General features: G+C 34.6%; 21 protein-coding genes and 1 other RNA gene. 5 read left to right on the top strand and 17 right to left on the bottom strand.

What is annotated here, in order from left to right:
- Positions 1-20 precede the first annotated feature (20 nt).
- Together GLW08_RS12580 and GLW08_RS12575 are read right to left on the bottom strand one after the other, a co-directional pair.
- Complete coding sequence (locus tag GLW08_RS12580) at positions 21-1,553, bottom strand: DrmE family protein (protein WP_160848985.1); 1,533 nt, start codon at positions 1,551-1,553, stop codon at positions 21-23.
- Between the two features lie 4 nt (positions 1,554-1,557).
- Positions 1,558-2,538 carry a hypothetical protein gene (locus GLW08_RS12575; RefSeq protein WP_160848984.1) on the bottom strand — a complete coding sequence of 327 codons (981 nt, stop codon included), beginning with the start codon at positions 2,536-2,538 and terminating at the stop codon, positions 1,558-1,560.
- A 181-nt stretch (positions 2,539-2,719) separates the two neighbouring features.
- Between GLW08_RS12575 and GLW08_RS12570 the strand changes: the two genes are divergently transcribed.
- A complete protein-coding gene (locus GLW08_RS12570) occupies positions 2,720-3,508 on the top strand; it encodes a hypothetical protein (protein ID WP_160848983.1) in 789 nt (262 codons plus the stop codon).
- Positions 3,509-3,636: 128 nt separating this feature from the next.
- On the opposite strand, the gene GLW08_RS21650 is transcribed toward GLW08_RS12570, so the two are convergent.
- From GLW08_RS21650 to GLW08_RS12540, 6 genes are all read right to left on the bottom strand, one after another.
- The gene (locus GLW08_RS21650; protein WP_202410167.1) at positions 3,637-4,494 is read right to left on the bottom strand and encodes a hypothetical protein; all 858 of its coding nucleotides are present in this window, start codon (positions 4,492-4,494) and stop codon (positions 3,637-3,639) included.
- A gap of 5 nt (positions 4,495-4,499) precedes the next feature.
- Positions 4,500-5,567: an AAA family ATPase gene (locus GLW08_RS12560; protein ID WP_160848982.1), complete on the bottom strand. Its 1,068-nt coding sequence runs from the start codon at positions 5,565-5,567 to the stop codon at positions 4,500-4,502.
- Entirely contained in the window at positions 5,551-6,738 is a 1,188-nt protein-coding gene (locus GLW08_RS12555; RefSeq protein WP_160848981.1) for a GmrSD restriction endonuclease domain-containing protein, read from the bottom strand. The genes GLW08_RS12560 and GLW08_RS12555 overlap by 17 nt, the downstream gene beginning before the upstream one ends.
- A gap of 152 nt (positions 6,739-6,890) precedes the next feature.
- Positions 6,891-8,177, bottom strand: coding sequence for a hypothetical protein (locus GLW08_RS12550; protein ID WP_160848980.1), 1,287 nt, complete (start codon positions 8,175-8,177; stop codon positions 6,891-6,893).
- A gap of 44 nt (positions 8,178-8,221) precedes the next feature.
- Positions 8,222-9,949: an AAA family ATPase gene (locus tag GLW08_RS12545; protein WP_160848979.1), complete on the bottom strand. Its 1,728-nt coding sequence runs from the start codon at positions 9,947-9,949 to the stop codon at positions 8,222-8,224.
- A 443-nt stretch (positions 9,950-10,392) separates the two neighbouring features.
- Positions 10,393-10,845, bottom strand: coding sequence for a hypothetical protein (locus tag GLW08_RS12540; RefSeq protein ID WP_160848978.1), 453 nt, complete (start codon positions 10,843-10,845; stop codon positions 10,393-10,395).
- A gap of 96 nt (positions 10,846-10,941) precedes the next feature.
- Here GLW08_RS12540 and GLW08_RS12535 point away from each other — a divergent pair, with 96 nt between their 5' ends.
- Positions 10,942-11,604 (top strand): hypothetical protein, encoded by a 663-nt coding sequence (locus tag GLW08_RS12535; RefSeq protein WP_160848977.1) that lies wholly within the window; start codon positions 10,942-10,944, stop codon positions 11,602-11,604.
- A 14-nt stretch (positions 11,605-11,618) separates the two neighbouring features.
- Positions 11,619-11,834, top strand: a complete 216-nt coding sequence (locus GLW08_RS12530) for a hypothetical protein (protein ID WP_160848976.1) — start codon at positions 11,619-11,621, stop codon at positions 11,832-11,834.
- 604 nt (positions 11,835-12,438) lie between these two features.
- Here GLW08_RS12530 and GLW08_RS12525 read toward each other — a convergent pair.
- The 4 genes from GLW08_RS12525 to GLW08_RS12510 form a co-directional block, all read right to left on the bottom strand.
- Complete coding sequence (locus GLW08_RS12525; protein WP_160848975.1) at positions 12,439-14,073, bottom strand: DNA primase family protein; 1,635 nt, start codon at positions 14,071-14,073, stop codon at positions 12,439-12,441.
- Positions 14,074-14,525: 452 nt separating this feature from the next.
- Positions 14,526-14,807, bottom strand: coding sequence for a hypothetical protein (locus GLW08_RS12520; protein ID WP_160848974.1), 282 nt, complete (start codon positions 14,805-14,807; stop codon positions 14,526-14,528).
- A gap of 93 nt (positions 14,808-14,900) precedes the next feature.
- Positions 14,901-15,185 (bottom strand): hypothetical protein, encoded by a 285-nt coding sequence (locus GLW08_RS12515; protein ID WP_160848973.1) that lies wholly within the window; start codon positions 15,183-15,185, stop codon positions 14,901-14,903.
- Between the two features lie 84 nt (positions 15,186-15,269).
- Positions 15,270-15,527 (bottom strand): hypothetical protein, encoded by a 258-nt coding sequence (locus GLW08_RS12510; RefSeq protein ID WP_160848972.1) that lies wholly within the window; start codon positions 15,525-15,527, stop codon positions 15,270-15,272.
- Positions 15,528-15,788: 261 nt separating this feature from the next.
- Here GLW08_RS12510 and GLW08_RS12505 point away from each other — a divergent pair, with 261 nt between their 5' ends.
- Complete coding sequence (locus GLW08_RS12505; protein ID WP_160848971.1) at positions 15,789-16,073, top strand: hypothetical protein; 285 nt, start codon at positions 15,789-15,791, stop codon at positions 16,071-16,073.
- Positions 16,074-16,266: 193 nt separating this feature from the next.
- Here the strand turns inward: GLW08_RS12505 and ssrA are convergent.
- Both ssrA and smpB read right to left on the bottom strand, forming a co-directional pair.
- Positions 16,267-16,629: a transfer-messenger RNA gene (gene ssrA, locus GLW08_RS12500) on the bottom strand.
- A 144-nt stretch (positions 16,630-16,773) separates the two neighbouring features.
- On the bottom strand, positions 16,774-17,238 hold the full coding sequence (smpB, locus tag GLW08_RS12495; RefSeq protein WP_160848970.1) for an SsrA-binding protein SmpB: 465 nt from the start codon (positions 17,236-17,238) through the stop codon (positions 16,774-16,776).
- A 228-nt stretch (positions 17,239-17,466) separates the two neighbouring features.
- Here smpB and GLW08_RS12490 point away from each other — a divergent pair, with 228 nt between their 5' ends.
- Positions 17,467-18,321, top strand: coding sequence for a GNAT family N-acetyltransferase (locus GLW08_RS12490; protein WP_160848969.1), 855 nt, complete (start codon positions 17,467-17,469; stop codon positions 18,319-18,321).
- A 52-nt stretch (positions 18,322-18,373) separates the two neighbouring features.
- On the opposite strand, the gene rnr is transcribed toward GLW08_RS12490, so the two are convergent.
- The 3 genes from rnr to secG form a co-directional block, all read right to left on the bottom strand.
- Complete coding sequence (rnr, locus tag GLW08_RS12485; RefSeq protein ID WP_160848968.1) at positions 18,374-20,686, bottom strand: ribonuclease R; 2,313 nt, start codon at positions 20,684-20,686, stop codon at positions 18,374-18,376.
- A 40-nt stretch (positions 20,687-20,726) separates the two neighbouring features.
- Positions 20,727-21,476 carry an alpha/beta hydrolase gene (locus GLW08_RS12480; RefSeq protein ID WP_160848967.1) on the bottom strand — a complete coding sequence of 250 codons (750 nt, stop codon included), beginning with the start codon at positions 21,474-21,476 and terminating at the stop codon, positions 20,727-20,729.
- Between the two features lie 926 nt (positions 21,477-22,402).
- On the bottom strand, positions 22,403-22,633 hold the full coding sequence (secG, locus tag GLW08_RS12475; RefSeq protein ID WP_036821216.1) for a preprotein translocase subunit SecG: 231 nt from the start codon (positions 22,631-22,633) through the stop codon (positions 22,403-22,405).
- Positions 22,634-22,716: the final 83 nt, after the last annotated feature.

Below are 22,716 nucleotides of genomic sequence, written 5' to 3'. Positions count from 1 at the left end.
TTACATTACTCCTTCATTTCTTAATCTAAACTCATTACCCTCATTATATTTGTTGAAGGTACAGTTCGTATTGTATTGTCGATTGAAACTACTCTTTCTATGTTAAAGGAAGCCCCATCAAATTCATGAGATCTAAAAGTATAATAACCTTTTTCTTGAAGTTCAGTGTGGATCTCATTCGAGAGTTCAGAAAGTTCAAACATTAATTTTTTTGAAATAATACTCCCAGCACTAATATGTGCCCTTTTAATAACATTCATAGTGTCACTAATTTTCTGTACCTCTTCTTGGTTATATTTTAAGGCTTTTAACAACAATTTTATTTCTGTTGGACATATTGAGTCATCGCTACACCAAAAACGAACTGAAGCAGGATAAGATGTTTTCATTTTATATTTTTTAAACAAAATATCACTGACACCTTTTAATCCCTTTTTATCAACATTAGATCTCAGTCTCTTTTTCCAATGCTTTTGCCTATGTCTGAACTTTATTGCGTTTTCTCTTAGTATCTCTCTATCTGCAACTTCGGCAATCAATTTAGTGTCACTTTCATTTCTTATGACTATAAAGTCGTCCTCTTCAACATCAATAAAACTTTTTTGAACTACTACTTTATTTTTTACATTAGGAGAGAAAACTCTTACTTTTGCATCTGTAGGTATAAAAATAATTCTGTTATTCTCTAACGTAACGACTTTTGTTTCTACATTTTCTTGACCTTTATCAGAGCCGTTTACAGACCTTTCAATTAATTGATTAACAGCCTCCTCTTTATATTCTCTCTCTACTAACGATATTTCTTCTTTAAATTCTAATGTTTTCTCAAAACTCACATGATCATAAAGAGTGCTAAAAACTCCTTGGCTATCTATTTCATCTAAAATATTTCTGGGGATAATCTTGTTAGAGAAAAAATCATATGAAAAAAAAGTAATATTACTACTTTTAAAATTTCGTTTAGCAGTCTCACCAAAATAATCAGGATTCCCTATATAGATTACCTCATCAAAAACAACTAAACTTTTCCTGAAACTGCTGAAAGTTAGGAATTGGAGTTTTAAAGAAGAATCAATACTTTTCTTTACTAACTCTTTTTCCTCTTCAGACAAAGCACTCTTAGATACTATTACTACTTTTAGACCCGTCTTCTCTTTCTTTTCTTGAATATAATTAATGATAGATTCCTGTAAACTATTATCTTTTGTTTCAGATAAACCTTTGATTAATTTTCCAACATCCAATACAAGTGAACTAAACAATTCAGGATAACTATTTTTCACCTGTGTAAGGCTCCTTAACACTTCTCCTTCTAAATCCTTAGTTATAATTTGTTCATAGGTATTTAAGCCAGTAATCAGTTTAAAAAAACATTTCTTAACTACATTTAGTACTTCAAAAAGATGTTCGTCATGCTCGTAAGTATTAAAAATTTCATATCTTAATTGATTTATTTTCATCCCTAAATGCTTCAATTCACTATTGCTGATTTGCCTAAAAGAAACTGTACTATTAACAATTTCATACTGATCTAGTACATTACTAAAACTCAAGATCTCACCTCCACCCCATAAGTTCTACCCCGTTAGGCACTTTCACTTCATTTAATTTAATATAATTCAGTATATCTTTAGTAATTAAAGAATTATCATTCTGTAGATAATCTATTTTTAATTCCTCAATTATTTCAGTAGACCTACTTTCACTTTCAGTCATACTTGTAATAATTATTTGAGGGTTTTTCTGAAATTTTTTCTTTTGTTTAAGGTAACTGAGAGAATCAGAGAAAATCACTGGAGTACTCTCATTTACTTCAAAATCTAATTTCCTCTTTTGTGAAGAAATTAATTTCCCATTTGTATAACTATTTTTGGAATTCAGATATAAAAAATCTTGTAAAGCACCTCTTTCTCCGTCAGAAATAAATATTTCCTCTTTCAACGACTCTTCTATATCTAGCAAATTTCCTATTAGATAAAAGTAGTCTCCCGGAAAGAAAGCATTTCTATTTAATTGATTCTGAGAATAAATACTTTTTAGGAATAAATTGTCATTTAATCCTAATTGCTTTTTGTTATTCACCTTAATTGAATTTTTTATGCCATCATACTCTTCATCTAAAATAATCACTTTCTCTAACCATTGCCATTCCGGGATGCCGAATTCTACATTTCCATCTTTTACTTTAAGCAGCATTTCTCCTTCAAATACTGGACTTTCTTCCAATGCTAAAACAGACATCTTCCTTGCTTTATACTCATCAACATATATAATTCTTCTACCAGATTCCAAACTTAAAAAAGTTTTTCGAATTGATCTTGTTTGTTTATTAATTGAAAACTTTTTGTCTGCAATTCCCATAGCAATAAACAAAGAAAAATATAGTTGAGTAGGCAGAGATATTACAATCTTGGCAGGTATTTTTTTATACAAACCATAATCATATATGTACTCACCCAGAACATTTGCAAATTTAATCCAATCAGGTAATTCTTTTTCTAACTCATTATGGAGAACTTTTAGGTTTTTAATCGACATGTCTTTCCTCCAACACATATAATTCAAAATTAAATTATTTATTGTAACTATTTTACCAGAAATTTGTCACATAATTATATATATGTTGGTGTTTTCTAGATTTTATTGGAAATAAAGGTGTGGCCACTAATTCATATTTATAGTAAGATTTACCCTAAATTACTTATATTGGGGTGACTAAATGGAAAAGATGGAAAGTTACAGAAGTTCAAATGGGACAGTGTTTAAATTCACTAACACTAAAAGTTTCAGTCCACATGGAGAATTTAGAGAAGAGATCATTGATGAAGTCTTCAATTTTGCTTATGGAATGAGTTTCGGAAGTGAGGGTGTACATAGAAACTATCGTTCTGGTGGCACACATCAAAGGAAAAATGGGGAGGTATTTGCAGACACTTTCCAAGGTAAACTTGCAGAATTTGCAATATATAATATATTCACCTCTCAAGGATTAGAAGTATCTCGTCCCGACACTGATATGTATAATCTAGGTAGTTGGGATTCAGGCGATTTTGAAATAGGAAAAAGGAAGTTATCTATAAAGTCAACTAAATCTTACGGACAATTACTGCTATTAGAATCAAAAGACTGGAATGAAGATGGACTTTACATTCCAGATATCGAAAAAAATGGCGGTAAATATGATGCTTCTATTCTGGTAAGACTCCATCCCTTTGCTTCAGATATATTAAAGGGTATGAGATCTCTTTATAGTTCTTCAATTTCTGCAGACGAACTATATGCCAACATAATAAAGAATTCTTTCAAGTATGAAATTGCAGGTTTTGTTACTAGAGGTGATCTGAAGAGGGCAATTAATAATCAACTTTTTGTTCCAAGAGGGGCATATTTGAATAAAGTAGGAAAGAACAATAAGTTAGATGCATCCAATTATTATGTGCAAACAGGAGACATGAGGTCAATCAAACTACTTATAGAAAAATTAAAGGAAGAAATTAAAACTTCATAGTTTAATGAAATAAAGAGCGCTTACTTTGCGCTCTTTATTCTAATATACTTCCAGCCCAGTAAAAATTATTTCCTCAATGATTCTAACAATTTATAACCTTTTAACATGTTAGATTCATAGATTTAAAATTAACCATTATCGCTTATTTCATGAGTTGTATCAAACCTCAAAACATAAAAGGTATCATTTTCTCTAAATCCAAAGCACCTATATTTTTGGCTAGTTCTAAATTTATAAATTTTTTTATTACTAAATTTGGACTCCTTAAACCAATCATTCTCTTTACTAGGCTGATATAATTTATAATCTAAACTATTGTTTTGAAATATATCTGACCAAGTCGAATCATTAAAATATTCAAAAGTTGATATGTATTGTGGAATTTCTTGATTTTCTAGCGTTTCAAATCCATAACCTTTCTCCAGTAGTTCAAAAGAAATCATACCTGAATCAAACTTTTTCTTGCAATAATATAAGGCATCTATAAATCCCTCTTCATATAAATAATCAAGAAATTCATAGAACGAAAAGAAGTTTATTAATTGCTTATCTTGAGCATTTTTTTGAATATTTATAGAAGGTACACGGAAATTAATATGATCAAATGAGAGCACCAACTGATCTCTTTCACAAGCCTCTGCAAGAGAATATCCATAAGTATCAGAAGTATATTCACATGTGTATTTATCGTTATGGCTATGCTTTTGATTATCGTTCCAAAATGGAGGGGTCTGAGTGAGATTACTTAGCAATCGTTTGAATATAGTAACCTCATCATTCGCTCTTGACTCCTTTATCGTTAAAACATCGTTTAAAGTAAGTTCTCTAGTTACTAGTGAAGAATACAATTCATAGTGTTTAAGAAGAGAGAAGGAAAAGTCCGACATAACTCTCTCTATTCTAACTATTTCGTACAAAGATTTATAAAATTCATTTTCATCATTGAAATTTCCATCTACCGAAAACCCATTAACAACTATTTCCAATTCAATCACAACCCTAATAATTCATCAAGATCATCATCAAATTGATCGAAGAGACCTATTTGATGATTCTTAACTTTCCCATGCCTATCAAATACTATTTCTACAGGACTTGAACATAATGTTTCCTCATTTATTTCGAAGAAATGCGTACTCACATTATTATCAGATATCACATGTTTATTTATTGCTTTTCTCATACCATTGAAAACATGATCACTATGTGTCTCTATGATAAATTGAACACCTTTATCTGCTATAAAAGTCAAAAACTCGGTTAATCTAGATTGAGCCCTTGGATGTAGGTGGATTTCTGGATTCTCAATAATATTTAAATCACCTTTTTTGGAAGAGAGAGTACTAATGATTATGGAGATTACGTAACTTAGTCCCGATCCAATGTTTTTAGGTCTAACTGCTCTATTATTCACATAAGAAAACTTTGCTCTTACAAGATCTGTACCCTCAATATCTTGTGTAGATAATTCTCCGTTAATTATATACTTAAGCCAATAGTTAAGTTGCTGTTCGAGGGTACTCCCTATATTTTTATCAGTTATAAATTCGTCTTCAATTGGAACAGACTTATTATTATCAAAATAATCAATTGCATATTCGCCAAATACACCTATATCATTTTGATTTTCGTAATTCTTAGAGTATAAATCTTGTGAGCCTATCCTCTTAGATGATAAATATCTAATACGCTTGTTCTTTTCATCAAAAAAATTGTACAATGCTTCAGCGTTTTCTTTGTCTAAGTTTAGATTTAATCCATTATAATCTTCTTCAAAAAACAGATCCAATCTTTCATTATCCGTACTTTCAATACTGATCGAAAAATTCTTTGCATTTCTTACAAAGTTTCGAACTTCACTAAATTCACCTAGTGATATTAAATGTCCATTTAAAGGATTCCTTCCTTCATTTGTTACATTCTGAATTGCCAATAATATTGATTGAATTAAAGTTGATTTTCCTGCTGAATTCATTCCTACTAGTAAGTTAAAGTTACTTAAGTCAATTTCACTAGATGCAAAGCACTTTAAGTTATTTATTTCAATCTTGGACAGCATATAAAATCTCCTTTGTTATATTATCAAAGATATCAAAAATATCTGGAATCACAATTCCCCGACCTCTATCACTAGTAAGTAGCCTATTTAACTCTTCATCTTTTAATAAAAATTCACATATTTCTTTAATAACTGCTTTATTTTCTCTACAAGTCGAAGTATCAAAATGGGTAAATAAGTAATTGAATGATTCAAACAGTATCATATTAATCGGCTTTTTCTTACCACCATCTGAGGGTCTTCTATATGCATCTTGTCCAAATATTTCATAATTGTTTTCTAAGGCTTTATAAAACAAATTCTCTAATTGTTCTATACTTTCATCACTTAAAGAATTTAAGAATTCCATTGTATTACCGAGAAACTCATCTAAATCATTTTTATAATTTATTTTATAACCATTTGGATCTAACAACATATTTTTTCTCCATAAGTAAAATGCTATTGTTCTTAATATTAAATACTTGTCCTTCATCCTTACTGAATTTATGGAGTTAGTAGTAACCTTCTTAAAAATTTGCGATTTTGAAATAATATTTAACAGTTTCGATGCTTTTCCTTGATAAAGAGCATTTCGCATTTCTTGGTTATTTAAAGGTGTCCCTCCCCTATTTACCCTATCGAAAATGTCGAATTTTATCCTGTCAGGAGTAGGTGGCTTTATTACCTGAGTAATTAATTGAAAATCCTCTAAATTGGCTTGTAACTTTTGATCCAAATCACTGAACTTACTTCCATTTAAATAACTCAGTATTCTTAGATTACCTAATTTAAATTCATCATTTAAGTATGAGAAAAAAGTTGTTAGCCTTTGTCGTCCATCTACAACTATTAGATTGCCATCTTTTGACTCATTTAAATAAAATGTAGGAAGAGGCATCCCCATTAAAACAGACTCAATTAACTCAGATTGTTGATTAGATTTCCAAACTTTTGCTCTTTGAAAGTCTGGGTCTAGAATAATACTTTGTTTGTCATACTTTCTTTTAAGTTGAAAGATAGGATATTGCTCTCTTTCAACCTTAATGTTTGCTTCGGGGTATATTTCAGTTAATTCGTTGTTTGAATAATATGTTGGGTTTAGAACATCCCTTTCCTTATTCTCATCATTGCCATCTTCAAAATTCTCTATTTCCAAATACAAAGAATTGTCATCGAACGAATTCTTCACTAAAATCACCCTTTTTGTTCATTTGTTATAACAACATTAACAAACAATGCTCTCATGTACCATTTTAACCACTGTATGAGAATTTAATGAAAGTCCAATTACATTAAGTTTGAATAACCATAAAATTAAAACTAATCCCAAAATCCACCTTATTATTCAACAGAGTCTTCAAATTCACCCGGTATTAAACACTTAAGTACTTCACTCATATTATTCCATGAGGAAATGTACACTTCACTATCGGAATTAAAAGTGCTTTTGTCCTTGATGTTAGACCAACCGACCAAAACTCCTCTAATATCTATATCCTCTTCTTTAACGTTTTCAAAATCCTTTATATATCCAAATAATTTGTATGCTCCATCTGATAAATAGTCCCTTTTATCAGAACGCTTAACTTCAATAATCAAGTACGTTTTTTTACTACCTTTCGTTAATTCAAGAATAATATCAGGACGACGGTATTTTGAACTAAGGCCGTAATCAGCCATTAAAGGACCATATTTACTATTCTTTGTAAATGACTTTGGTAAACCTTGATAATATACTTTTAACTCCAAATCATCTAACATATAGTGACTAATAATATTGGACTTTGAGCCAATTAATGTAGCCTTTTTCTCAGTCCATCCAGTTGAAGAAAGAAAATCGGAAATGTTAAATAAAACCGCAATCTCAAATAATGTATCTTTTGATAAAGGCCTAAGAGCATTCCCCCTTAATATATTATTCAGGTAGGTTAAAGGATTGTTTGTCATTTCATTAAACCTTCGGCCTACATCTGCAAGTTTATTGTACATATGCCCTCTAGTTTTTTCTGCACTAATCAACGTTTTATTTGTCAAATAGTGCATGTCACTAATCTTTTGTACATGCGGGTTTCTCAAAAGTTTTTTTGTTTTTATACCTATGTTTTTGACAGTCAAATCCCACTTATCAGATTCAGGAACATTAAAACCTTCTATTTCAGTATGTTCATAGTTAGTAATTTCACTACATATATGATATATCTGCTTTAATAGATAAAGTAGAACTCTATTTTCAGGCAAATCAAACACTGCTGATCTTCGGCTGCAAACGAATATTGAAGGATCTCCTCCGGTAGAGTATCTTTCTTTAATGGTTCTAGTCCAATTTATCTTACCTTTTACGTGTCCTCTTAGAACTTCATTCTCTTTTAAGGATGTCTTAGATAACTTTTTCAGTAAAGACGGAGCAACCTCATCAACAAACATTTTGACTTCTTCTGAAAGGATGAAATGAATTTTACTAAGCAATTGTAAGTCTGTTTTGCTTAGTTTAGTTAAATTTAAAAAAGCATCTTCGACAGAAAACAAGGAAGAATTCTTTTGAATAAATCTCCATAGATGTTTATTAGATTTCTCTAAGATTTCTTCATAATCTTTAGTTGTCCAGCAGTCATTATTGTTTGGTAGCATAATTACCACCTACTATACATTGAATGCTGAGGTTATACATTAACCTATTCTTCATCTTCATCATCTTCACTTGATAACCTATTTTCAATTTTCTCAAAACCTTTTAAAGGCACCTCAAAAAAGTCAGATACAAACCTCTTAAATTCTTTTCTTTCTTCCTCACTTAAAGAACCGAAAAGTCCTTCATATAAATTGAATATATCTTTGTAATCTAACCCTTCATATTGAGGAATGATAGTACCACATACTGCTTCAATTCTGCTTGTATTATTTGTTAATTCAATATAATCCATTAATTCAATAATAAGGGCCGGTCCTAGTGGTTTTGGAGATTTCTCTATAACATTAAGTACAAACTCTTTGTTATCTTCATTTAGTAAATTGCTTGAGTTAATTAATGCAGTATAGTTTGCTTTAGATGGAACTGGTATCTCAATAAATCCAAACCTACGCATAAATGCATATGAGAAAGAGAACAAACTATTTTTATCAAAAGTATTCATTGTTGCAATAATGCGCCAATTTTGGCCAATGTAATATGTACTGTAGGTTGAATCAAAGTAAGAAGTTAACCCACTATGTTTTTTAAGCCTTACAGGTTGGCCATTTAATTTGAACGGTAATTCAATTTCCTTTCCAGAAAGAAGTGTAAACATTTGCCCAAATGCTTTATCAATATCTGCTCTATTCAGTTCATCAATAATCAACCATTTATTTTGCCGAATGCTTTTCAAAACTAATCCCTCTTGAAAGATAAGGCTACCAGACTGGTTGGGGTCAGGCATATAACCACCAATCGTATCAAATGCACTCCAATCATCAGTTGCTGTGCTTAGGATATACCCACCAATATAGCCTGTATTTTCACCTTCGCTAGCCGCTCTTTCTGCGATTGTTGTTTTCCCAGTTCCCGGAGGGCCTGTAAGAATTATGTCTTTGTGGATATTAATATAATTTTTCAAATATTCTATTGGGGCTTTATCCATTAGTAGTGAGCCCTTTATATTATCTACATTTGGACTATATATACCTACATTAGATGTTGTTACTTCATTACCTTTCTCCTCTTGCTGTTCTTCAAAATTTCTAGTTTGTTCAACTAAATATGTCATTCTTTCCTTAACATTAAACATGAAACGGGCACCGAAAATATCCTCTAGTTCTTCCTCTGAATCCGGATAATAATCTAAAATAGCACGGACTAACCCCAATAGTTGCTTACCAGAAATTTTACTTAAAGCCTGATTAGGTTCTCCTTTAGTCATGGGTGATATTCCGGGAATATTGTATGTATCTTTATATGGAACAAGGTCATCCTTTTTAATATTATCATCAAGAAGTAGGTCAATATTTATAGATACTTTGAAGTTATTCCCACTGTACCCGATATCGTATGGTCCATCTTCTATATGTCCAATACCTATAAGTCCTGTTTCCCAAGTCACGTGTGACTTAGATTTATCTCCACCTAACACAATGAAAACCAATGTATCTTCTTCAAGTTCATCTTTAAACCTGTTTAACTGTACTATCTCAACAGGATTGTTTTGATCCAAAATATTCTCCACTGTATCAGGATCCCCGGTTTTAATACTATACATTATTACGTTCTGTAACTCATGTTCAGAAAACAATTCATCATCACCGAATTCTGCCTCATCCTCATTAGAAGGGCCCTCATCCTCTTCAAAAAATACACTCATCTCACTATCTTGTTCTTCTAAGTTATCTTCATCGTCAAACATAGATACTTGGTTCTCTTCTTCTAACATAGTTGTCCCTCCTAAAAATCTCTCATATTACCAATTCTAGCAAATTTCCCACGTGCAAAATAGGAGGTAGGTGAATTATAACATAGCGAACTCCATATATTTACATTAGATCAAATAAAGAAGAGCATGCATTACCTACTCTTCTTTATGCTTCAAGTATTCAAATGATTTCGTATACACCCTCGCAAAATACTTTATTGATTCTTATACATATTAAAAAACAGAGCGACTACTGTCGCCCTGCTTTGGAATAAGAGTATCCTTTTTTAAATAAAAAGTAACAATCAACGCATATCACCACAATTTAACGGATTGTAATATGACCTTAATTCCAACCTACTCATTATGTGTTAAATAACCTAAAAATGAGTTAAAAACGTTAAAACACAAACTAATATATAATACCTTTCTTTTTATATTAATCCCCTGCGATCCCTGTAATTTTAATAAGTGAAATATGTCTTTTTACCATTTTCCTCTATTTTTTGAATGTACCTCTTGTCTATTTCATCTGCTGCCAAGTAGAAGGAGAACCCACCTGTGCCTAAAAAGATACCGAACCAACTACCAGTTTGCAGATTATTAGTAATATACATAATATAAGCATAAAAGACACATACACCAACAAATGAAGTTAGAACCATAGCCTCGTGTAAACTGTTCAACCATTTCTTTTCGCTCTCTCCCAACTGTGGACGAAGGAACATATATAAATTATTGAATAGAGTAACTCCTAAGACGAATGACATTGCATAGCCGAAAGCAAAGACACCTGTGTCCCACTTTAAAATAAAGAAGTTGATAGGATAAACGATTAGAAAAGACAATGCCATCACGAAAATCATGAAATACATAGTAAATGCCCAGTATTTACGTTGACTATTTACCCCGTACATTTAAACCACCTCGTTATTTTTTATTATTGAAAATTTTGTTAATATTTATATTATAGCGCGTATTTATTCGGAAAGCAGCGTGTAGAGGGGGATATCATGCAGGATGTAAATAATCTGGTGAAAGAACTGTTCGGAATCGGTGAAGATACGGTGATGGAAACTGCTGTTGACGTAGGATTTGTAGCAATCCCTGTTGTTGGTAATTTGTATAGAAAGGTTAAAATGAGGAAGTTTGAACTAAGAATTAAAGAAAATTATAAACAAGTTCAAGAAATTAAGAACAAAATAGAGCAAAAAGAAAATGCAGTCTTTTACAAGCAGGAAGTGTTTCCTCTTATAGTGAGGCATTTGATTGAGGATGAAGAGGATGAAAAAGCAAAGGTTATCATTGACGGGTTCCAGCATGTGGTAGATCAGGACATTGAAGAGTTGGAGCGGATTTATCACTATTACGATATCTTAGAACAGATGAGATTCTCTGATTTAGTTTATTTATTTAAAAAATATGAGCATCAATATACAGGAGATCCTGCAACGTTTAAGGTCCCAGATTACAGATTTAGAAGGTACGAAGAATCAGACGACGAACGAGAACGGAGAGACGAATTGTACGATATTAATTTCTATCAGTTAAATAAGTTTGCTAGATTAACATTAACAACTGAACCAGAGCATCGTGAACTTCAGTCTTTACAAGCGGGTGAATTAACACGGTTTGGAGTGAGATTTTTCGACTTCTTTCTTAGCGAAGATGATTAATTAGAGGTGATGATATGGAGCCGACACAGTATATAAAAGATATGTTACAAGTAACAGAAGATAGTGCATTAGATGCAGGAGTGGATACCGTAATGGGGAATATTCCTATTGCCAGTAGTCTTTGGGGGGCATTTAAAATGAATAGAGTGACTAATGCACTAAAAGAGCACGATAAACAATTGGAAAGTGTGATATTCAAAATCGAAAACTCTCTCATGTGGTCCATGTAAATCCCGAATGCTTCTTTAATTTGCTCTTGGCTGTAAACTAGTTGTTCCAGACGGTCAAACACCATTTCCTTTACCATGGACTATATATAAATCCAGTTTGTTCTTTGAAATTAACTCCCATATGTATCATCTCCTTTATACTATTCTCATATGGGGTAGTGCTAGTCCATAGCACGCTCTGTCTTTGTGATTTTATTACAGGCAGACCCCTACACACGAACATACGTCCCCCTTCTTTTCTTCTTCATTTTTTATAAAGATTTTTATTTTGAAAAGTTAATTAGAGAACATGAACCGACTTTGTACTATGAACCAACCTGTGAACCGAGTTATAAACAAGTTCAGACTTACAGCCCCAACACATGAGCCGAGTGAACCGAGTTAAGGTCAAACCTACTGGGAATATATAATGGAACCTCATATATCTACATGCAGTCTATATAAAAACGAAATAACTTATTCGAAAAAGTTGGTTCGGTTGGCTCATCCCTCTGGACTCTAGGGGAAAATTGGTTCATAAAGTTGGTTCATGAACCAGAAAAGTCGGCTCATCAGCAAAATAAGCCAAAAAAGAAGATGGCTAATACCATCCTCAATTTTGAGATTATTCAATTTCGTCAAATTTCAGTTCTCTTATGCCTTTCCAAGATTTCGTGCGCTTACTGTTGTTCATTTGAGATTGTGTGACTTTATTACCATATAGTGTTTTAAGATTTTTGTTGAATTTAATTTGAGATCCTGCATGGTGTCCATTCTGCTGACAGAAGTTTTGCCAAGCGATAAACAGATTAGCACGAGGTGTTTCATTGCTAGGGTCTAGTTCGCAGTAATCTTCAATAAACGTCATGATTGGATTGGACTCTTTTTTGTATTCTGCTTTTAAGTCTTCACTCTTATCGTTTTGAGTGAATTTCCAACCGTTTTTCATTAATCTATGTAACCCTTCTAATGCCCACATTAGTATGAAATCAAGTTCCTTTTCTAACTTGTATTTTAGAGTAGGGTCTTTCTTTTTTAAATCACCAATAAATGGAACGATAGTTAAGCGATTGTAGTATGCGTCACTAGTATCTGAAGAAAAGTTCGCAGGTAAAGTGTTTGCAGAAAATACAAACTTAGCCTTGTTTTTAAACTTGAACGGAGCCTCGTAAATGCGTCGTGCAGGAAGGCTATCGTTACCAGTCGCTGCTTTAAGATAACCACTATCCTTTAATGGTTTATCTGGTAACTCAGAGTACACATTTACTATTTTTTCAAATAGTTCCGCACGGTTATACTCGTTATCGAGTTCTTGCAGTTCTTGATTGGCTTTAGCAGTATCGTCTAATAAAGACTCAAGCGTGGAGTTGATAAATGTAGATTTACCACTATCACCTTCCCCAGTTAAAATGAATAACATTTGCTTACTATGCGTAAATGGAGTTAAGCAATACCCAATCATTTCTTGCAATAACATCTGAACTTGTTTGTCTGGAACGCTGCTATTAAGAAACTTCTTGAAGTTTTCCCCTTTTGCATTTTTGTTATAGTTGGCTTGCACTTGTATAGTGCTAAGGTAATCAGGTGAGTGTCCTTCTGTGAATTTCCAGTTGTCCAAGTCACTTATGTCGAGCATTCCATTTTTTAAGTTAATCAAAAACGGATTAGGATTTACATTTTTTTGATGAACATTAATACGGTGGTCAATTTTCCACTGGTAGGCAATATCTTTCGTCATTGCCTGTGTGGAGAACTCTGGAGTTATCAAGGCTTTAATAATACCCTCTTCCTCCTTGTTGAAAATAGGACGATAAACACCGTTCTCATAAAGGTGTAGTACACCAGCAATATGTATAGAGTTGATGTTTTCAATTAGGTATTCCGCTACATAACCTTTCTTGATATAGTATTTCTTATTACCTTTATCATCCTCTTTGCAATGCAAGAACGGAGGAATGAATTTAACTCCATTCTCATCGTATGCAACCTTATGGTTTTTCGGCCCAATAACCTCGTTACCGTCTTCGTCTTTGAGAACCGCTTCCCATATTTTCATATTAGCCTTTTGCTTTTCAGAAACGAGTTGTACCGCTTCCTCCTTCTGTTTTCGTTCATATGCTTCAACTTCTGCATTCTGCTGTTCTGTAGTAACAGTTGGATATTTTCTTTCTTTAACATCTTCATTGTTTACTTCTATAACTTCATTTTGTAGTTTTTCTAAGTAATCAGTTTTTAGTAATTCATTATAAATATTAGCCATTTGTATCACTCTCCTTTTCCTTTTTAGAACAAGGTTTTGGATTGTGATTTTTGTTTTGATACTATGTTTTAATTATTGTTTTTAAAATCCTTGTATTATGGATATTTAACACTTACCACTATTTAATGGTTTACTAATTTTTTTACATACATTCCTATAATCCTTGGAGATTTCCTCATTTTTGATAAATGTAAATAAGTCCTCTATGTCATTAAGAGCAATTTCCTTTTTATCAAAATTAATATCCGGTTTAGAGATAGTTACAAGGAAGGGATAGTTTAACTCTTTCTTATAATAGACGTGTCTTACACGATAATGGAGTCCGTTAATCTCCATTTCAAAAACTTCGAGTCGATGGATTATGTCCTAACGTTTTTAACACATTTTTATTCAAAAATATCTCCTCAGTGCTGTCTTTAGTTACCCGGCTATGTATAGTAATAGCAACACTTCTATTCTTCTTTATCTGTCGGCTCTTTTACAATCTCCCAACCTTCGTGCAATAGTTTAGGCAGTTTGTGCTTTGTACCGCTTCTACTCACTTTTTCAAATTTGTAGTAATCGTCACCAACCTTTTTACGAAGTATGTAGTACTCCTGCCCGTTATATTGTTTATAGCCAAAAAAGTTAGTTAAGTACCCACGGAATATTAATTCTCCTCGTGACATTCCCAACTGCTTAACCTCTTTTAGTGTTTTTACTGTTCCATCGTGCATGTTTGGTATGTACCTCATCTTTACCAACTCCTTTCATATGTCTACAGTTAGTTATCGAAATGCGATTACCTGCAAAAATCTTCATTTTTTATGAAGAAATTTTAAGTAAAATTATCGTTCCGAAAGTGGCGTCATGTACTGCTCTCCCTCTGTCCTCACCTCGTACTTTTCATATAAATCAGTAAGAGTTTTGAATCTCCAGTAAATTGATCCTTTTCGGTATGCAGGAGCATTGTTTTTAACTATGTACTCCTGTTCTCCAAAATCAGGGTTAGTTATATACAGTTTTAATTTTTTATATCTTGTGTTGTGTTTTACATAAATGTAAATGTGAGTTTTAAAGCCATGCTCGGCTATATAGTCTTGCAATAGTTGTAACTTGTCATATTTACTCATTTATATCACCTCCCGTGCTATCTTTAGTGAGATCCGATTCTGTGGTTAGTTATAGGAAGCGGGATAAGACCCGCTTCGTTTTATTTAATTGATAAATCCAATTTGTGCGCCTTTTCGGTAACGCCATATCATGCTAACGACTTGCTCTTTATCCAAGTAAGAATAATCTTGATCTCTATTACCCGGTGTTTTTCCATAGCCCATAATTCTGAACTCTTCCTCGTTTAGTTTTTCAATCTCAATTTTCCCCGGTCCATTGCAAAATATTGTTTCTGACGAAATATTAACCTCCTCATTAATTTTTTCTAATAATTCTCTAATTTCTTTTTTGTTTTTAAACATATATATCACCTTTTCCCTTCTGGCTGTTTGTGGGTTCCAGCCTCCCGATCAAGAACATATGTTCCCTTTTACTTATATTGTCTACTTAGAGATTGGGAAGCGGTTCCCTGCTTTTTTCTTCATTTTTTATGAAGGAAAATTTAAATTTTTTCTATACAAATAAGTATGAGGAATTACCAATTTTTTTGTGAAGACCTCATTTTCGTAGATAAAAACGGGTAAAGAGAATATAATGGAATCACAAAAGGGCGGTGAGTATTGATGGAAAAGGGTTTTGAGGGGAAAGTTGATACTCTAATAAATAACTTAAAAAACTTTTATAAAATTGAAGATAATGTGTTCCTGGAAGATTTCCGCTTTGCATTGCTGGAAAAAGAAGATATCCAAGAAGCGGTTGCTGATAAAAACTTGGAATGTATGTATAAGATGATTGTGGAAAATACCCCTATGGTGGGGAATGTGGAGTGTTATAAGGTATTCTTACTCTCATATTCGTGCAGTTTTAGTGAGGGGGATTATATAGGATATGTTGCTAACTCTAATTAGAGGGGCAATTTTGAAGGGATAACCGCTTTATTTGACTGCTAGTTACAACATATTTTATAAAACACAAATAAAGCAGCAGGGATATATACCCTTACTGCTCTTCGTTTGACTTTTTATCATTTTTCGGATTAATAATTCCCACTCTCGAACGATAAATTACAGTTCGTTTTGCAAGTGTAATTTTGGTTTTTGAAAGTGGAGACGGTGGGAATCGAACCCACGTCCAGAGATATCGCCACTAAAGCTTCTACGAGCGTAGTCGATATATTGTCATTCGCTGTCAATTCGGCCTACCGACAGGCTTCCTTGCAGCTAGTCTTATTGTGTTCTTCGTTCATCCTAAGACGGCGAATGAACGTATAGCCCGCTTCAGTTTGAGACCCTTCAATCTACCACACGGGCGATGGCAGGAAGGATCCTCTAGGCAACTGCTTATGCAGCTGCTAGAGAGTAATTGTTTTCTTCGCCAGTTATATTTAGGCAATGGCTTTTTACGAGTAGCCACTCGGCTCGCAACTAAAGCTCGATCTATCCCTGTCGAATCCGTAACGTCCCCATGAATGAGAACTGAACGGAGATGAGCTGTTGCACTCACTATTCAGTTGAAAATGTTCGTTATTGCTTCAACGACATATACAAGTATAACACATAGCCAGCTAATTTCAAAGGATAACGACTGGTATCTGCTGGAAACGCACTCCTAATACCCACTATTCTTAATAGCACGGTCTATATCACGCTTCGCTTGTTTCCGCTTCAAGTCTTCCCGTTTATCATATTTCTTCTTACCTTTACCTAACCCAATCAGTACCTTTGCTACACCATTTTTAATGTACATTTTCAGTGGTACCAATGAATATCCTTGCTGTTGGGTTTCTCCGATTAAGCGGTCAATCTCCTTACGGTGGAGGAGTAATTTACGCATTCGGGTAGGTTCATGGTTGAATTGGTTTCCTTGTTCATAAGCAGAGATGTGCATGTTATGAATGAAAATTTCGCCTTTGTCCACTCTGGCGAAGGCTTCTTTCATATTGACACGTCCTGCACGAATCGACTTGATTTCAGTACCTCTCAATACGATTCCAGCTTCAAATGTGTCTTCTATATAAAAATCATGATTGGCTTTACGATTTTGTGCGACTACTTTTCCTTGACCTTTTGGCATAACCCGTTCCTCCTCGTATTGCGTAACCTATATTGTATCAAAAATGAAGAATGTTTTCCAGTTCCTACACTCCAACCTTTTCCCACTTCATTTTTTACAAAAACCTTAAAGCTTTTACATAGACAAAATAGCTTGCCATGTGAGAATATATGGATTGGAAAATGGCTCAAGCTATTGAATAAAGACAAATACAGCCGTACATTCATAGACATTAAAGGGGGTATTACCGTGGTGAACGGAGTACTACAAGTGAGACGATTAGACGTTCAGGATCATGAAGCAGTAAGGAATATGGAAACAGGTATCGAAGATGATTATGTTGTTCGCATCTTCCCTGACTTGATTAGTCGTCGTAATAATGTTGTCTATGGATTATTCGATGGCGATCAAATTATCGCCGTTGCAGGATATACAACTTTCTATGATCAATATGCTATGCTAGGACGCTTGCGTAGCGACCGACGTTATCACGGTAAAGGCCATGCAACCTATTTATTACAACAAATTATAAATGAAGTTCATCAACACCCTAACATCAAGTGGATTGGTGCAAACACCCAGATTTCAAACTCACCAGCTAGAAAAGTATTAGAAAAGCTTTCTATTCCACAGATGACTCTTTTTTATCCTGCAAAGGTGACACATCCCCACCTCCTGGAAGGGACAGATGGCCCGTTATGGGATAAAATCACAGATAGAGATAAGAAAAGAGAGTTAGTACAGTCACTCTCCATTGATGTATTTCCTTATGAAGCGTATTATCCGTTACCGTTTGATGAGATTTATATAACAGATGATTATCTGGACTCGAGCGCATGTTATGTAAATCCAAACGGAGACCGCTTTATGTTCATTAGAGAAGATCAAAAGAAATACCTCTATGCCAACGTGAAGTACTTCTGGAATGATGCATTCAAACAGCCTGGCTTTTGGAAAACGGTCCTCCACGAAACAGAGCAACACCCTGAAATTGATGGCGTATGGCTGGACCTCACACCTGAAGCATATGCTCAAATCCCTGACACAGAAGTTATAGAAGTGGGAGAACCTTGGATACTTCATGGATTATTCGTAGAAAAATAACGAACAATACAGAAGAAGCCTTGCCAACATAATGGCAAGGCTTCTTTTTTTATTATTTCTTCTTTTTCTTTCCTTTAGGAACGCCACTGTTTTGGTAAAATGGCTTGTTGCTTTTTCCCTTTTTATTGCTTTTCGCATTATTTTTCTTATAAGAAGATTTATCTTTTTCTTTTTTCGTATTGATTACCTTCGGACGACTAGGACGGGAGCTTGGTTGATTTTTCTTTGGTGGTTCCATACCAACGATTTCAAAATCAACAACTCGTTCCTCAATGTTTACATTAATACATTTAACCGTCAGTTCATCTCCGATACGGAACACATTGCCCGTACGTTCACCAATCATAGCATATTGACGTTCTTCAAAGTGGTAGTAATCATCTGTCAGGTAACTTACGTGTACGAGACCTTCGATTGTGTTAGGAAGCTCCACAAATAGACCAAAATTGGTTACAGAGCTTATGACACCTTCGAATTCTTCGCCAACCTTATCCTGCATATACTCCGCTTTCTTTAGATCATCTGTTTCACGTTCAGCATCAACCGCTGCTCGCTCACGCTCAGAAGAATGACGAGCAATATCAGGAATCTCTTCCTTCCAGTGTTCTGTCGTTTTATCATCCACTTTTCCTTCTATTATATACGTGCGAATTAAACGATGCACGATTAAGTCTGGATAACGACGAATTGGTGATGTGAAATGCGTGTAGTAATCGGAAGCCAACCCAAAGTGACCCAGGTTATTGGCATCATAACGAGCTTGTTGCATAGAACGAAGCATCAATTTAGAAATAACCATGTCTTCTTGCGTGCCTTTCACAGCCTCCAGAACTTCTTGCAGTGCTTTTGGATGGATATCTTTTGCTGTGCCCTTCACCACATAACCGAAGTTTGTAATGAATTCGAAGAAGTGCTGAAGCTTAGCAGCATCCGGCTCTTCGTGAACACGGTGAATAAACGGTACGTTCATCCAATGGAAATGTTCATCAACTGTTTCGTTGGCAGCAAGCATAAACTCTTCAATTAATCGTTCACCCACGGAACGTTCACGTAGTTTTACATCATCTGCTTTGCCTTCTTCATCTACAAGTACCTGTGCTTCTTTAAAATCAAAGTCAATGGCTCCTCGCTCTAAACGCTTCTGGCGAAGAATACTAGCTAGTGCTTCCATATCTTTGAACATTGGAACTAGACTTTCATATTGACTTTTTGTCTCCTGGTCATCTTCAACTAGGATTTTGTTTACTGCATCATACGTCATTCGTTCATTCGTCTTGATGACACTTTGGAAAATGTCGTGATTGACAACCTCTCCACTTTCGTTAATTTCCATTTCACAAGATAAGGTTAACCGGTTCACCTGTGGATTGAGAGAACAAATGCCATTAGATAGACGATGAGGAATCATCGGAATTACTCGATCCACTAAGTAAGAACTTGTACCTCTTTCATTTGCTTCTTTATCAATAGGCGAACCTTCTTCGACATAATAGCTTACATCTGCGATATGAACACCAAGATGATAGTTGCCATTCTCTAGTTTGCGCACAGCAACCGCATCATCTAAGTCTTTAGCGTCTGCGCCATCAATTGTCACGATCTGTTGGTCTCGTAAATCACGGCGATTTTGGATTTCATCTTCTGAAATTTCATCTGGCGTGTTGTGCGCCTGTTCCATCACTTCATCCGGGAATTCAGATTTGATACCATGCTTGTGAATGATCGCTAAAATATCAATACCAGGGTCATTTTTATGTCCGAGAATTTGAACGACCTCGCCTTCAGCACTCATACGAGCTTCCGGATACTTCGTAATCTTCACGATAACTTTATGACCATCTACCGCTCCATTTGTTGCATTCTTTGGAATAAAAATATCATTAGGGATTCGTTTATCATCTGCAATAACAAACCCAAAGTATCCATTGTCATCATACGTACCGACAATTTCATTTGTTTTACGTTCTAAAATACGAATAACGGTACCTTCTGGTCGCTTATCATCTTCTCTATTCGTTTCTGTACGAACCAACACCCGATCATTGTTCATGGCTGAATGCAAATCAGAGTGGTGGATATAGATATCATCTTTATCTTCATCATCTGGGATGAGAAAGGCAAATCCTTTTTGGTGCATTTGGATTCTACCTCTTGTTAAATTCATTTTTTCTGGAAGACCGTAGCGATTTTTACGAGTACGTACAAGTTCGCCTTCTTCTTCCAATTCATTAAGTGTCTTCATTAAACTTGAAAAATCTTGGTCTTCATCATACTTAGCCATCTCTTCTATTTCTTGAACAGAAAGAGGCTTCGACGTATTTTCATGTATGAAGTCCATGATTTGTTGCTTTAATTCTTGACTCATACTATTCACCTTCCTTTAATTACCGTATATTGTCTTCTTATTATTCCACAGACCAATCAAGAGATTCTAAGAATTGATAAATATCTTCATGTAGTGTCTCTTTTTCCTTGTCGAGAGTAATGATATGTCCTGAATCCTCGTACCATTTGATCTCTTTATGATCTGCTTCTACATGGTTATAAATGTACGTAGCACTATCTGTATTAATCATTTTATCCTTTTGAGCTTGTACAACAAACGTAGGAGAATAAATCATATCCACATTGTCATGTACTTCTTTTATCAATTTCCCTAGTCCTGTGAAGGTATCTGTGGAAGTAGCTAGAATGTCATCTAGCTCTTGCTGAATCGTTTCTTCTGATTTCTTTTCTAATTGTTTGTATTCTTTTCCATATTGCCTGAATCCTTGCTTTAACTCTTCTTCATTATCATAAAATACAGGGGCACACATAGGAATCATAGCTTTCACTGGTTTACTATAAGCCAATTTAAGTCCAAGTGCACCTCCTAAAGAAAGACCCGCGACAGCAATCTCTTCATAGCCTAAATCTTGAAGATGTTGAAACGCATCTTGAACATCCTGCCACCAATCCTCTGGTGTGTATTTAACTACTTCCTCAGGTTCTTGCCCATGACCGCTATAAATAGGCGCATGACAAGTGTACCCTTGTTTTTGTAAGTAACGTCCTAACATTCTTACATCAGCAGAATGGCCAGTAAATCCATGTAATAACAATACCGCACGATTGCCGGCTTCAAACGTAAAAGGTTGAGGTTGTTTTATTTTCATATAATGTTCAGCTCCTTTTTCGTGGATGAATGTTTTGTCTAAAATCGCTTAAACTAGTTGTGAATTAATTTATACTTTACGCATCTATTTAATTAGGAAGATAAGGAATAATATGAGAATGATTCCATATTACCACACCTTATTCTAGCTAGGCGACTTTTGCAGATTCGCTACTATACTTCACGATAGAGAGTTTTTCTAAACATGGGATACAAAAGCGGAAGCGCTCGGTTAGCGACGTACAAACTGCTGCCCACACCACACGACGTGGGTTGGTTCGATGTTGCTACGTGACGTAGCGATTTTAATCGAACTTCCTCTAAGTCTTTTGAGATAAAGGAAACACGAAGAGCGATAGCGATTCGATGTTGACTTATCGTAAGGAGGTGCCGGAAGTTTGCTAGTCGCTGGGCGCTGGAGCTGGACGTGGCCACATCACTAATCAAAGAAACCCACAAACATAACCCATTTATAGTTCCTATTCAAGAACAAAAGCGAAAGCGCCCGGTTAGCGGTTAGCGTTCCACGGATTGTGTGGTCGCTCCTATTTCTCGATCCTGACTCCGAAATCACGGAAAGTTGCTCCAGAGACCTGCAACATCGAACTGATCTACGTCCTGTAGCAAAGTCCACGTAACAATAAAGAACTAATTTTCAAAGTTATAATTTTAATGGGAACAAAATGATCGTAGTCTTGAGGTTAAAACTTGAAGAGGATTAGCTGGGGAACTAAGAAATGCTCAGGTGCCTTGGTCATCCCCACGACAGGCTTATGACAATCCTCGAAGTGGAGCTTTTTTGGCCACAGCGAGGATTGACTTAAGATCCCGAGGGGGGAGGCGCTGGAGCTAGACATGTATGCGCCAGAAACTTATACTTTCACTACTTCTAATAAAAAAACAACGAGCTAAAGAAAACTCGTTGTTCTATAGTACATATCCAATTAAGAATGTAAGCACGAAGAAAAGAACAGCTGTGACAATTGTAGCCTTGTGCATAACAGCATCCATTCCACGGGCTTTTTGTTTACCAAAAACCTGTTCAGCTCCACCTGAAATAGCTCCAGCTAATCCAGCGCTCTTACCTGATTGTAGAAGAACTAGTGTAATAAGTGCAATTGCATCAATAACGAGTAATGTAACGCTTAAACCATACATACGATCCACCTCCTAAGACGGACAATACCTAATGATAATGTAGCATAAAAATGACAACTCAGCAAGAAAGTATTGTATTATTT

This window comes from Pontibacillus yanchengensis (assembly GCF_009856295.1).
Taxonomy (GTDB): domain Bacteria; phylum Bacillota; class Bacilli; order Bacillales; family BH030062; genus Pontibacillus; species Pontibacillus yanchengensis_A.
The sequence above is the reverse complement of the archived record's forward strand: the minus strand, read 5'-3'. Positions and strand labels throughout refer to the sequence as shown.